The following is a 13,352-nucleotide window of genomic DNA, read 5'->3' on the forward strand; positions in this document are numbered from 1 at the left end:
GTGCAGGTCCGGAATGAAGTATTTGTGCATGACGGTGAAGGCGCGCTGCGCGTCCGCCGGCGAGGGGAGAGGGCGCTCACTTGACGTTCCAGATCCGGCGATAGACGTCGCGGTAGCCGTTGTCCGGGTCATAGACGTTGTCCTTGCCCCCTTCCGCGCCCACATTGGCGTGCGTGACGAGGTGCACGGGCGCCGAGTAGCCGCTCGCCGGCGCGCCGGCAAACGCGCGGTTCAATTCGTCCACCGCCTGCCAGCCCTGTTGTGCCACGGGTTCGGCCACCGTGCCGACCTGGTATTCGTTGTTGCGGATGCGCTGGAACGCCGATTCGCTGCCGTTGCCGGCGGACACCCCGAGCAGCGGACCGGCGCCCTTGTAGCCCGCCTGCTGCAAGGTCGGTGCCATAAAGTCGAAGGGCATGTCGTTGATGGTCAGCGTCCAGGTCCATTTCGCCCCGTAGCGCTGGAGCAGGGTTGCCGAGAGCTGGGGAATGCGCGTCGCGGTGTCCGACAGCGGCGTGTCCTCCACCTTGAGCAGCTGGCAGCCGGCGCATTGCCTGACCAGCGCCGCCATCGCGTCGGCTTTGGCCGTGGCCACTTCGTAGGTCGAGTCGGTGAGGATGACCACCCCGGCCTTGCCCTTCGACGCCGCGATCACGTACATCACCGCCGCCTTCGCGACATCGAGCGGGTCCGTCATGAGGTTGGTGTAGATGCCGTCCTGCGGCGCAGGCCCCGGCCTGGCCGAGGCGTGCCAGCCCACGATCCTGATGCCGCTCGACGCGGCCTGCTGGATCAATGCGGCCTGCTCCTTCGCATCGACGCTGCCCAATACGATGCCATCAGGCTTGAGCGCCAGCGCCTGATTCAATGCGCTGGAGCGGCCGGAGATCGAGCCCTGGCCGTCGATGATGCGGTAGTTCCAGCCAGTCGCCTGGGCCGCCTGCCTGACTGCCTGAGCGACCCCGCGCGGGCCGCTGTCACGCTGATCGGCCGACACGAAGACAATTGTCTTGCCCGGCTGGGCCACGGGCCCGGTGGTGGGGCCCGACCAGGGCAGGCTGGCCCGGGTCGCCTGCGCGGTGTATGTCTCTGCCTGGACGACGAGGTCGTCGGCGGCATGGAGCGTGGCCGACAGGCCGAGCAGTGCGATGGCGGCGGAAAGAGTGATGAGGGGGCGCGTCATGATGTCTCCGGCGTTGTGCTTGGGTCGAGTGAGGGTTCGGGCGGTTTCTGGATCGGCTGCGACCAGGATCAGCCGCCTTGCGTATTCGGTGCGGCGGGTGCGGCGATCGGCGCAGTCTGGCGACGCGGACTGCGCCGGCGCCGCTGCGCGTATCCGGCAATGCCGATCGCGACGAGCAGCGTGGCGCCGTTGAAGAGCGGCTCGACGTAGAACTCCCCGCCCAGCTGCTGGATGCCGGCGATACCCACGGCCAGGATCAGCACGCCGAATACGGTGCCCCAGACGTTGACCCGCCCCGGCTTGATGGTGGTCGATCCGAGGAATGCCCCGACCAGCGCGGGCAGCAGGTAGTCGAGGCCGACACTCGCCTGGCCGATGCGCAGCTTTGCGGCCAGCACCACGCCGGCGAAGGCGGTCAGCAGGCCCGAGCCGATGAAGGCAAGGATCACGTAGCGCCGGGTCGGGATGCCGTTCAGGGCGGCGGCGCGCGGGTTCGCCCCGATCGCGTAGAAGTAGCGGCCGATCGGCAGGTAGTCGGCGGCGATCCACAGGACGATCGCGAGGACGATCACGTACGTGGTGGCGATCGGCAAGCCGAACAGCGATGTCGCGAAGAGCGATGTGAACGGCTCCGGCAGCGCGCCGATGACCTGCCTGCCTCCGGTATGCCACATGGCCAGTGCGTACAGCACCGTGCCCGTGCCCAGCGTTGCGATGAAAGAATCGATCTGCGCGATCTCGACCAGCATGCCGTTCACGAATCCCAGCAGCGCGCCGAGCGCGAGCACGACGAGCACGGCCGTGATCCAGTCGAGTCCATACAGCGTCTGCAGACTGATGGCCAGGATGTGCCACATGACGATGCCGTAGCCGACCGTCAGATCGATTCGGCCCGTCATCATCGGAATCATCGCGGCGAGCGCAAGGAGCGCGATGATCGACTTGTCGCCCGTGATCGAGCGCACGTTCAGCAGCGTCGGAAACGTGTCCGGCAGTGCTACCGAAAACACCAGGATGAGCAGCAGCGTGAGGATGGGCAGGCCGAAGACCGGCAGCAGCCGCGTACAGCGCGCCAGCGGGGCAAGCGCCGCGAGCTCGCGGCGGGTGGGCTCCAGCGCATTCGATTTGAGGGATTGCATGGCGGACTCCGCGGTCGGTCAATGGAGGGATTCGGTCGGCACGGCGCCGCCGTCGAGTGAGGCGCCGTGCAACAGCGCTGACACGCTCAGTTGCGCCTGCGGCAACTCGCGCGCGATGGCGCCGTTGCGAAACACGAGTGCGCGGTGGCAGATCTGTGCGATTTCCTCGAAGTCGGAAGAGATCAGGATGACCGCCATGCCCGTGCCCACGGCGTCGCCAAGCAAGCGGTAGATTTCGGCCTTGGCGCCGATGTCCACGCCGGCGGTGGGGTCCTCGAGCACGAGCACCTGTGCGCCGACGCGCAGCCATCGGGCGATGACGACCTTTTGCTGATTGCCGCCCGACAAGGTTTCGATCAGCGCGTCCGGATCATTGGGCCGGAGCGCCACGCGCCGGCCGAGCTGCTGCGCCTCCTCGGCTTCACTGGCCGTCGAGCGCAGCACGAAGGCCGCGCGTCCGGTCGCCTTCGGATTGATGAAGAGGTTCTCGCGTATGTTCAACCCGGGCGCGATCGACTCGCCGTAGCGGTCGCCCGCGACCAGGCACAGGCCGCTGCGCAACGCGGCGCCCGGGCTCGACAGGTCGGCTCCCCGGCCGTCGAGCAGTACCGTTCCGGACAGGACCGGCTCCGCACCGAACAAAGCCCTGCCGACCTTGTCTTGGCCGGCGCCCCGCAGGCCCGCCAGCCCCAGGATCTCGCCGCAGCGCACATCGAAGTCCAGCGGGCCGGCCTCGTCGGTGACCAGCCGCCGCACGGACAGCGCGACCGGCGCCGCGGCGGTCGCCAGCGCGCGTACGAATACGGCATCGGGCTCACGGCCGACGATGTGGCGGATCAGTTCATCGGGCCGGGTGATCGACGTGGCCTGATCGGCCACCAGGCTGCCGTCGCGCAGCACCACGATGCGATCCGATAGGGCGAACACTTCGTCCAGCCGGTGCGACACGTAGAGCATCGCGACGCCCTGGTCCCGCAGCCCCCGCAACACTCGGTGCAATTGCTCCACCTCGCTTTGCGGCAGGCTGGCGGTCGGTTCGTCCAGCACCAGCAGATCGGCCCGGCACGACAGCCCGCGCGCGATGGCGACGAGCGAGCGTTCGGCGCGCGACAGCGCGGCCACCCGCTCATCCGGGTGGATCGCCCCGCCCACCAGCGCCAGGGCCGCGCGCGCCCGTGCCCGCACCTGGCGCCAGTCGATCAGGCCGAATCGCCTGCGGAACCGCGTGGCGAGCGCGATGTTTTCCGCGACGCTCATCCAATCGACCAGGCCGAGGTCCTGGTGCACGAAGGCGATGCGCTGGTGCGCCGCGCGTGTGTCGACCCGCTCGCCCCGGAACCACAGCTGCCCGGAGGAGGGCGCATGGATGCCGGCCAGCACCTTGATGAGCGTCGATTTGCCGGCGCCGTTCTCGCCCAGCAGCGCCACGATTTCGCCGGGGCGCACATCGAAGCTGACATCCTTGAGGACGGGCACGCCGTTGAAGCGTTTGCCGATGCCCTGCACCGCCAGCAGGGCGGCGGGCGGCGTGGGGCTGCGGGTGCCCTGGCCGGCGGTGGCTGCGTTCATGTTTGTCTCCGTCAGGCGGGTGTCATGGCCTGAATTCGTTCTTTTTGGATAAATTTTTGATTTCGACTATTGTTCAGTGGTGCCGGCAAGGCTTCAATCTAAAAACGGCCACGAGACCATCGAAAAACGGCCAGGCCCAAACCGGGCTTCGCACGGGAGACCGCCATGACGACCGCAACGGCGCGTGCCGACTGGGAAACGCCGCAGGACGATCCGGACAATCCGTTCCGATGCATCGACGCGCTGGCGGAGTGCATGGAGAAAATCAGACCGGGTAAACGGCGCATCGGATCGTTGGGCGACGAAAAGAACAAGATTCTTTGCGTCGAGCAAGGCGCGTTGAAGCTGGAGGGACCGCACGGCCAGTGGACCTTGTTGCCGGCGCACATGGTCTTCATCCCGCATGGCAGGCCCTACCGCATCTGCACGAATCCGGACACGGTGGTCGGCGTGGTGCACCTGAGCCGGCATCACACGGTCTGGGAGCACGAAGGCTGTTGGGCCGCGCCCATCAACGGCCTGGCCAGGGAAATGCTCGGCTACGCGTTGCGGTGGGGCAGGGACCGCGCCGAGGACGATCCCGTCGCCAACGCCTACTTCAACGCGATGGGTCTGCTGTGCAGGGAGTGGTTTCGCTGCTCGCGCATGATGTGGATTCCTTTCGGCGACTCCGTCGAACTCAAACGCGCCATCGCCTACAGCCGCACACGCCTCGACTCGGTCACGATCGAACTGGCAGCCGAGGCTGCCGGCACGTCGGTGCGTACCTTGCGCCGTTACTTCCGCGATGAACTCGGCACCAGTTGGCGCCTGTTTCTGAAGGAGCTGAGGATGGCGCGCGCCATCGAGCTGCTGACCATCAGGCGTCTGTCGGTCACGCAGACGGCGCTGGAGGTAGGCTTCAACAGCGTGGCGGCTTTCACGCTCGCCTTCACCTCGTTCACCGGCAAGACGCCGAGCGCCTACACCCGGGAATTCGCCAGCAACGGGGGCGTGCTGGCGGGATGACTCGCCTCGCCGGACTGTGGCAGCGCCGCGCGGGATGCTGGGGCCCGCAGCCCCGGGACCGCAGCGGGCGGCGGCACGGCATGGATGCTGGAGCGGCGCTGGCTCCGTCCCGCAATCTTTCGATCCGGCCCTAAGCTAAGACAAATAAGTAATATTGAATGGTTTCTATATTACCTATAATCAGCTTCTGTCATCAGGGGCCTGCAATGAACCTTCAACAATTCCGCTTCGTGCGCGAGACCATCCGCCGGGACTTCAACCTGACCGAAGCCGCGCGCATGCTCTACACGTCGCAGCCGGGCGTTTCGAAGGCCATCATCGAGTTCGAAGACGAGCTCGGCATCAAGATTTTCGAGCGCCACGGCAAGCGCATCAAAGGGCTGACCAAGCCGGGTCTGGCCGTGTCGCAGGTGATCGACCGCATCATGCGCGAGGTCGACAACCTCAAGAAGGTGAGCGACGAGTTTGCCCGCCGCGACGAGGGCGGCCTCGTGATCGCGTGCACGCACACCCAGGCCCGCTACCTGCTGCCGCGCGTCATCCCCGCGTTCCGCAAGCAATTCCCCAAGGTCCATCTGTCGCTGGCCGAAGGCAGCCCGGCGCAGCTGGCCGAGATGGTGCTGCACGAGCAGGCCGACCTGGCGCTGGCCACCGAGTCGCTCGCGCTGACGCCGGGCCTGGCCACGCTGCCTGTCTATGCCTGGGAGCACACCGTGGTGGTGCGCCCCGACCATCCGCTCGCCGAGTTGACCTCCAGCGAGGCCAAGCGCATCACGCTGTCGCAACTGGCGGAGTTTCCCATCGTGACCTATGACCGCGCCTTCACGGGCCGGACCACGATCGACGAGGTGTTCGCCAGCCAGGGCGTGCATCCGGACATCGTGCTCGAGGCCATCGACGCCGACGTGATCAAGACCTACGTCGACGTGGGCCTGGGCATCGGCATCATCGCCGGCGTCGCCTACGACCCGCGCCGCGACGGCAACCTCGTGGGCCTGCCGGTGGGCCATCTCTTCGGCACGCACACCACCCGCGTGGGCGTGAAGGCCGGCGTGTTCCTGCGCGACTACGTCTACACCTTCCTCGAAATGCTGGCGCCGGCGCTCACGCGCCAGGTCGTCACCGACGCGGTGCAGGGCGTGCCGCGCTGAGCATCGCGCAGGCTGGTCCCGGACGCCGTCCCCATGTCGGGGGCGGCGTTTTTGTTTGGGCGCGCCGGCCGGTGCGACAGCATCACCGCCGCCGTTTCCGATCGTCCTACGGGGACGCGGACCTGTTGTTCCGTCCGAGGGCTTGAATCCGGTGCAGGTTGAGGTAGATCAGGGGCGAACGCGTCCGTTCGGCGCAAGATCGGAGATGGATCGGTGGCGGAGGCAGGAGCGCCGCTATGCGAATCGAAAGGCCGATTGAAAGAATTAAATAAGAATCACTGCTATTTCGGTTGAGTCCATCAATGGGAATCATTATCATTACTTCCAGATCAACGACCGACGAGGCTTATCATGGTTGCAGGGCTCAGCGCAGTGGTAGTGGGCGCAGACAGGCTAGGCAATATTCCGGACCTCCTCCGGGGCCACAATATTTCGATCACGCACCACATCAGTGGCCGTGATCCTTCGCACCAGAAGAAAACGCTGCAGCTGCCCTCCGGCACGCAGCTGGTGATTCTGCTCACCGACTTCCTCGGCCACAACGTCATGAAGACGTTCCGCAACGCCGCGCAGCGCGGCGGCATCCGCGTCGTGGCTTGTCGACGCTCGGTCTGCAGCATGCAGCAGGCGCTGCAGCAATGCGGACTCTGCGAAAACGCCGCGAACTGCAAGGCCAAGGGCAAACCCAACTGATCTGCAGCGCGGGCGCAGCGCGGGCGCAGCGCCCGCCGCACGTCGGTCGTATCGATTTTTTTGCCGCCGGAAGGCATCGTCGCCGCTTGCTGCCTCCCCCGGACTCCGCGGGAAGGCGCCGGTGTCCCGCCTCGATGGCGGATGCCGGGAGCTGACGCGGCGGCCATGCCAGCCGTTTTTTGTGGGCATCGTCGGAAGATTCCGACGATGCCCTTTTTTGTGGCGGGGCCGCCCGCCACGCGCGGGCGGCCAGCGGCCAGGGCGGCCAGCGGGCAGGGCGGCCGCGGGCTCAGGCGCCGTAGTAGCCCGCGCGCTGCATGACGGCGGCCACTTCCGCGGCGGCGCCGTCGAGCGCCTCGCGCACCGTCTTCCTTCCGTTCAGCGCATCCGCGATGGCGCTGCCCATGCAACCGACGTCGAGCCCGTCCCACGCGGCCACCAGCGGGCGCCAGTCCGGGTCGGCGAAGCACAGTTGCTGCCGCATGATCCGATACTCCGGAAAGCGTTCGAGCACCCGCGCGTCGCGCATCGTGCTCATCCGCGCCGGCACGCCGCCGGCGAGCGTGACCCAGCGGTCCTGCCGCTTCGCGGTCAGCCACTGCAGCAGCAGGAAGGCGGCCCGCGGGTGGCGCGCGTTGGCCGGGATGGCCAGCCCCAGGCCGCCCGTCTGTGATGCCGCGCGCACGCCCCAGGGGTGCAGCGCGTAGGCCACCTTGCCCGCCACGCGCGAGCGCGCCGGATCGCGCACGGCGCCGAACACGAGGGTGGAATCGAGATACATCGCGGCCTCTCCCTGGAGGAAGGCCTGCAGCATGTCGTGCTGGTCGAAGCCGGGCGCGCCGGCCGGCCCGGTGGCGACGATAAGCTTGAGCAGCTCGAGCGCCTCGCATCCCGCCGCGTCGTTCAAGCGCGGGCGCCAGCCCGCATCGAAGACGCGCCCGCCGAGCGGCGCCAGGTGCAGCAGCCAGGCGTGCACGCAGTGATGGCCGGCGCGTGCGCGCGAGGCGAGCGCGCCCAGGCCGGTTCGCTCGCGCAGCAGCGGCAGCAGGTGGCGCAGCTGCGCGTAGTTGCGGGGCGCCTGCAGCCCGAGGCCGGCGAAGAGATCGTGCCGATAGGCCAGGATGGAGGTCTCGGCGCCATACGGCAGGCCGAACAGGCCCACGCCGGGGCCGGCCGGATCGCCGCGCGGGCCGCTCGCGAGCCCGATGTTGTCGAGGTAGGCCGGCACGATGTCGGCCAGGTCGAACGCGGGGTCCGCCAGCGCCGGGTCGCGCAGGTAGGGCGTGAGATCGCGGATCAGGCGGGCGCGAACGTAGGGATCCCGCCATTTGGCGAAGTAGCTGACGAGGTCGTAATCGCCCTGAGCCGCGCTTAGTGCCTGCCCTTGCAGGCGCTTCATCGCCGGGATCGGGCGCCGGTCGACCTCGACGTGGATGCCGGTGTGACGGGTGAACGCGGCCAGCACGCGCAGCATGGCTTCGTAGTGGGGATGCTCGGGAATGCTCATCGCCACTGTCTGGCCGCGGTAGCGCACGTAGCGGTCGGCGCCCGGCGCCGCGTGCGCGCGGCGCATCAGGGGCGCGGCGGTGAGCGCGGCTGCGCGGAGAAAGTGGCGGCGGTTCATGCGCGGGTTCCTTGGGCGGGGACGATGGCGGACGCGAATCGCCGGCGCATGGGGGCGGCGGCGCGGCGCGGCGCGCATCAGGGGGCGGATCGGGTCGCAACCCGCCAACTTAGCGGCCACGCGGCGTGGCGCCACGGTGCGGCCCGGAAATCAGTCGGGATGACGCGATCGCCGTGGGCGGCCAGGGCGCGCGGTCGGCGCCGCAGGTTGCGCGCGCAACAAAAAAGCGCCCGAGGGCGCTTTTTCGTGGGGGCGGCCGTGCGGCTCAGTCGCGCGAGGCGCGGGCCGAGGCGAGCAGGGCGCCGTCGATGCGACGCGCGCCGTTGAAGCGCTTGGACCAGTAGGCCACGGTCATGTTTTCGACGCGCACGACGCCGCCGGCGCTGGGCGAGTGCACGAAGCGGTTGTCGCCCATGTAGATGCCGACGTGCGAGTAGCGGCGGCCCAGCGTGTTGAAGAACACGAGGTCGCCGGGGCGCAGGTCGTTTTTCTCGATGGCGGTGGCGGTGCGGGCCATCTCGGCCGAATTGCGCGGCATCTTGACGCCGAGCGAGCGCTCGACCGAGTAGGCCACGAGGCCGCTGCAGTCGAAGCCGGTGTCGGGGGAGTTGCCGCCGAAGCGGTAGCGCACGCCGAGCTGGTTCAGGGCTTCGGCCACCAGCGCGCTCTCGGACGAGAACGGCGCCTGGGCTTCGCGCTGGCGTTCGCGCTTGAGCTTGTGGGTGACGAGCAGGCCGATGGGATCGTCTGCGGTGGCGACCCAGTCGGTTTCGTAGGGGTCGATCTCGGAATCGTAGCTATACGAACCGGAGGCGGACTTGTTGGCCGCGGTGCCGGCACAACCCACCAGCCCGGCTACGCAACACGCGGCCGCCAGCAGACGCAGGCTACGCTGCGCGTGGCGGGAGAGGATGTCGGGTAGCGCGAGGGTGGAGTGTCGATGCATGCTCGCCAAAACCACGGGTAACGGGGACGCAACCCATGGATGAAAGAAAAATTTTCAGGGATTCTACCAAACCTATTGTGACTATAGGATGGCACTAATGCACCTTTTTGGTGCCGAATGACGGCTGAAGCCTGCTTGATGCTAGGGCATCCCCGTATATTGGTGGCAAGACTCGTGCAAGCTTTGCCGCTGAAAATAAGGAGAAGTAAACCAAGTTGCCCAAGAGCTACCGGACCATACCAGGAGACAAGGATGAAAAGAACCCGGGATTTCCATTACCGTTCTATACAAGACCGTAATGGTTTCTGGCGTGACGAGGCCGAGCGGATCCATTGGGAGACGCCGTTCACCGAGGTGCTGGATTTCTCCCGGCCGCCGTTCGCCAAGTGGTTCGTGGGCGGCCGCACCAACCTCTGCTACAACGCGGTCGACCGGTGGCTGCCGCAACAGGCCGACCGGCCCGCGCTGATCTGGTTCTCGACCGAGGTCGACCAGCAGCAGACCTACACGCGCCAGCAGCTGTTCGACGAGGTCAACGCGGTGGCGGCGATGCTGGTCGAGCTGGGCGTGGAGAAGGGCGATCGGGTGCTGCTCTACATGCCGATGGTGCCGCAGGCCGTGTTCACGATGCTGGCCTGCGCGCGCATCGGCGCCGTGCATTCGGTGGTGTTCGGTGGCTTCGCGTCGAGCAATCTGGCGCAGCGCATCGACGATGCGGCGCCCAAGGTGATCGTGTGTACCGACGCGGGGTCGCGTGGCGGCAAGGTGGTGGCCTACAAGCCGCTGCTCGACCGGGCGCTCGGGCTGTGCCAGTCGCCGCCGGCCAAGGTGGTGATGTACGACCGCGGGCTGGCGGAGGTCGCGCGCGTGGCCGGACGCGACCTGGACTACGCGACGCTGCGTGCGCGCCACGAGGGCGCGCGCGTGCCGGTGACCTGGCTCGAATCGTCGGAGCCCAGCTACATCCTCTACACCTCGGGTACGACGGGCCGGCCCAAGGGCGTGCAGCGCGACACGGGCGGCTACGCGGTGGCGCTGGCGACCTCGATGGAATATCTGTTCGATGGCGAGCCGGGCGACACCTACTTCTGCACCAGCGACATCGGCTGGGTCGTGGGGCACTCCTATATTGTCTATGGCCCGCTGATCGGCGGGCAGGCCACGATCCTGTACGAAGGCACGCCGGTGCGGCCCGACGGCGGCATCCTGTGGCGGCTGGTCGAGCGCTACAAGGTCAACACCCTGTTCTCGGCGCCGACGGCGGTGCGGGTGCTCAAGCGCCAGGACCCCGCGCTGCTCAAGAAATACGATCTCTCGTCGCTGCGCGCCGTCTACCTGGCTGGCGAACCGCTGGACGAACCGACGGCGGAATGGATCTCGCAGGGCCTGGGCAAGCCCATCATCGACAACTACTGGCAAACCGAATCGGGCTGGCCGATCCTGTCGGCGCAGCCCGGCGTCGAACGCGTGCCGACCCGCTTCGGCAGCCCCAGCTTTCCGGTGTACGGCTTCGACGCGCGCATCGTGAGCGAGGCGGACGGGCGCGACCTTGGGCCCAACCAGAAGGGCGTGGTGGCGATCGAGCCGCCCCTGCCGCCGGGGGCGATGAGCACGATCTGGGGCGACGACGAGCGCTTCGTGCAGACCTACTTCACCTCCATCCCGGGTCGCCAGCTCTACTCCACCTTCGACTGGGGCCTGGTCGACGACGACGGCTACTGGTTCATCCTGGGCCGCACCGATGACGTGATCAACGTGGCCGGCCACCGGCTCGGCACGCGCGAGATCGAGGAGTCGGTCAACAACCACGGCGGCGTGGCCGAGTGCGCGGTGGTGGGCGTGGCCGACAGCCTGAAGGGGCAGGTCGCCATGGCGTTCGTCGTCCTCAAGTCGCCCGACCAGGCCGAAGGTGCGGCCGCGGCGCAGGCGCTGGAAGCGGATATCATGCGGCTGGTGGAAGATCAGTTGGGCGCGGTGGCGCGGCCGGCGCGCATCCGTTTCGTGGGGGCATTGCCCAAGACCCGTTCCGGCAAGGTGCTCAGGCGTGCGATCGTGGCGGTCTGCGAAGGCCGCGATCCCGGCGATCTGACCACCATCGAAGATCCTCTTGCCCTGGAACAAATCAAGGAATCGCTCCAATGAAAACCAAACCCGTGCTGGTTGCGGAAGATGTGAAGAAGATCCTGGCGGCCGCCGAAGCGCATGCGCTGGCCAACAAGTGGGCCGTGACCATCGCGGTGGTCGACGATGGCGGCCACCTGCTGGGCATGCTGCGTGGCGACGGCGCCGCGCCGATCTCCTCGCACATCGCGCCGGCGAAGGCGCGCACCGCCGCGCTGGGCCGCCGCGAATCGCGCATCTACGAAGAGATCATCAACAACGGCCGCTATTCGTTCCTGTCGGCGCCGCTGATCGAAGGCATGCTCGAAGGCGGCGTGCCGATCCAGGCCAATGGCGAAACGCTGGGCGCCGTGGGCGTGTCGGGCGTGAAGTCCACCGAAGACGCCGAGATCGCCCGCGCCGGCATCGCCGCGATCGGTCTATGAGTGAAGCGGGCGTGAGTCAGGCGCCGTCCATCGCGGGCGGCGCGCTCAACCCCGGCGTCACGCGCCGCGAGGTCTGGGCCTGGGCGATGTACGACTTCGCCAATTCCGGCTACACCACCGTGATCCTCACGACGGTGTTCAGCACCTACTTCGTCAGCGTGGTTGGCGAGCGGGCCCACTGGGCCACGCTGGCCTGGACCGCGGCGTTGTCGGTGTCGTACCTGGCCATCATGCTGACCATGCCCAGCCTGGGCGCGCGTGCCGATGCGCGCGCGTCCAAGCGCAGACTGCTCTACACCAGCACGCTGGGCTGCGTGCTCGCCACGCTGTTGCTGACGCAGGCCGGACCGGGCGACGTGTGGCTCGCGCTGGCCGCGATCGCCGTGTCCAATTACTGCTATTGCATCGGCGAATCCATCATCGCCGCCTTCCTGCCCGAGCTGGCGCGGCCGCAGGCGCTGGGGCGCGTGTCGGGCTGGGGCTGGAGCTTCGGCTACTGCGGCGGCATGCTCACGCTGGGCCTGTCGCTGGCGCTCGTCACCTGGGGCGAGGGCCGCGGCATGGGCGCGACCGAATACGTGCCGTGGGTGATCGTGATCACCGCGGTGATGTTCGGCCTGGCGGCCTTGCCTTCCTTCTTTCTGCTGCGCGAACGCGCGGTGCCGCATGCGGTCACGCTGCAGGCGCCGAACATGCTGGGCCGCCTGGCGCGAGCCTGGCGCGATACCGGCGCGCACTATCCCGAATTCCGCCGGCTGCTGTTCTGCGGCTCGGCCTACCAGGCCGGCATCGCGGTCGTCATCACGCTGGCCGCCGTCTATGCCGAACAGGTGATGGGCTTCGGCATGCCGCAGATCATGCTGCTGGTGTTCACGGTGAACATCGGCGCGGCGATCGGCGCCTTCAGCTTCGGCTACGTCCAGGATCGCATCGGTCACAAGCGCGCGCTGGCGATCACGCTGGCGGGCTGGATCGTGATGGTGCTGACCGCCTACATGGCGGTCACGGTATCGGTGTTCTGGGTGGCCGCCGTGCTGGCCGGGCTGTGCATGGGCACCAGCCAGAGCGCCGGCCGCACCATGGTGGGCGCGCTGGCGCCGCCGGGGCGCCTGGCCGAATTCTTCGCGCTCTGGACCTTCGCGATCCAGCTCGCCGCCGTGGTGGGGCCGCTCACCTACGGCATCGTCACCTGGCTCACGGCGGGCAACCATCGCCTCGCGATCCTGGTCACGGGCCTGTTCTTCGTGGCCGGCCTGCTGCTGCTGGCGCGCGTCGACATGGCGCGCGGCATGGCACGGCGCGAGGCGGCGGTGCCGCCGTCGTCCCTCCCGCAGGCAGCGCACCCGGCCGGGCCGGCGGGGTAGCGCGATCGCTCGTACGGCGGGCCCCAGGCGGGCCCGCGCCGTTCAAGCGGGCGTTATCCATGGCTGCTATCCTAGAACTTGGCTCACCATGCGGCACCGATTCTGCGACGCTTCCCCCGCTTCGAGCGT

At 67.9% G+C, this 13,352-nt stretch carries 11 protein-coding genes; 6 read left to right on the plus strand and 5 right to left on the minus strand.

The features are described from left to right. Positions 1-76: 76 nt before the first annotated feature. The 3 genes from CEG14_RS07040 to CEG14_RS07050 form a co-directional block, all read right to left on the minus strand. Positions 77-1,183 carry a substrate-binding domain-containing protein gene (locus tag CEG14_RS07040; protein ID WP_094825641.1) on the minus strand — a complete coding sequence of 369 codons (1,107 nt, stop codon included), beginning with the start codon at positions 1,181-1,183 and terminating at the stop codon, positions 77-79. Between the two features lie 68 nt (positions 1,184-1,251). Then, complete coding sequence (locus CEG14_RS07045; protein ID WP_094825642.1) at positions 1,252-2,322, minus strand: ABC transporter permease; 1,071 nt, start codon at positions 2,320-2,322, stop codon at positions 1,252-1,254. A gap of 18 nt (positions 2,323-2,340) precedes the next feature. Continuing rightward, entirely contained in the window at positions 2,341-3,891 is a 1,551-nt protein-coding gene (locus CEG14_RS07050; RefSeq protein ID WP_094825643.1) for a sugar ABC transporter ATP-binding protein, read from the minus strand. Positions 3,892-4,056: 165 nt separating this feature from the next. On the opposite strand from CEG14_RS07050, the gene CEG14_RS07055 reads away from it, so the two are divergent. From CEG14_RS07055 to CEG14_RS07065, 3 genes are all read left to right on the plus strand, one after another. Further along, positions 4,057-4,899, plus strand: a complete 843-nt coding sequence (locus tag CEG14_RS07055; protein WP_094825644.1) for a helix-turn-helix domain-containing protein — start codon at positions 4,057-4,059, stop codon at positions 4,897-4,899. 206 nt (positions 4,900-5,105) lie between these two features. Continuing rightward, positions 5,106-6,050, plus strand: coding sequence for a CysB family HTH-type transcriptional regulator (locus CEG14_RS07060; RefSeq protein WP_094825645.1), 945 nt, complete (start codon positions 5,106-5,108; stop codon positions 6,048-6,050). 351 nt (positions 6,051-6,401) lie between these two features. Then, entirely contained in the window at positions 6,402-6,743 is a 342-nt protein-coding gene (locus tag CEG14_RS07065) for a DUF2325 domain-containing protein (protein WP_094825646.1), read from the plus strand. A gap of 289 nt (positions 6,744-7,032) precedes the next feature. On the opposite strand, the gene CEG14_RS07070 is transcribed toward CEG14_RS07065, so the two are convergent. Both CEG14_RS07070 and CEG14_RS07075 read right to left on the minus strand, forming a co-directional pair. Continuing rightward, positions 7,033-8,367, minus strand: a complete 1,335-nt coding sequence (locus CEG14_RS07070; protein WP_094825647.1) for an ABC transporter substrate-binding protein — start codon at positions 8,365-8,367, stop codon at positions 7,033-7,035. A 265-nt stretch (positions 8,368-8,632) separates the two neighbouring features. Then, positions 8,633-9,313, minus strand: coding sequence for a C40 family peptidase (locus CEG14_RS07075; protein ID WP_094825648.1), 681 nt, complete (start codon positions 9,311-9,313; stop codon positions 8,633-8,635). A gap of 252 nt (positions 9,314-9,565) precedes the next feature. Between CEG14_RS07075 and CEG14_RS07080 the strand changes: the two genes are divergently transcribed. From CEG14_RS07080 to CEG14_RS07090, 3 genes are read left to right on the plus strand one after another with little or no spacing between them, the layout of a single operon-like run. Continuing rightward, a complete protein-coding gene (locus CEG14_RS07080; protein WP_094825649.1) occupies positions 9,566-11,455 on the plus strand; it encodes a propionate--CoA ligase in 1,890 nt (629 codons plus the stop codon). After that, positions 11,452-11,859, plus strand: coding sequence for a GlcG/HbpS family heme-binding protein (locus CEG14_RS07085; protein WP_094825650.1), 408 nt, complete (start codon positions 11,452-11,454; stop codon positions 11,857-11,859). Before CEG14_RS07080 ends, CEG14_RS07085 begins: the two co-directional genes overlap by 4 nt. After that, positions 11,856-13,223 carry an MFS transporter gene (locus CEG14_RS07090; protein WP_094825651.1) on the plus strand — a complete coding sequence of 456 codons (1,368 nt, stop codon included), beginning with the start codon at positions 11,856-11,858 and terminating at the stop codon, positions 13,221-13,223. Before CEG14_RS07085 ends, CEG14_RS07090 begins: the two co-directional genes overlap by 4 nt. The last annotated feature ends 129 nt before the right edge of the window (positions 13,224-13,352 follow it).

It is taken from the genome of Bordetella genomosp. 1, from assembly GCF_002261335.1.
Lineage (GTDB): Bacteria > Pseudomonadota > Gammaproteobacteria > Burkholderiales > Burkholderiaceae_B > Bordetella.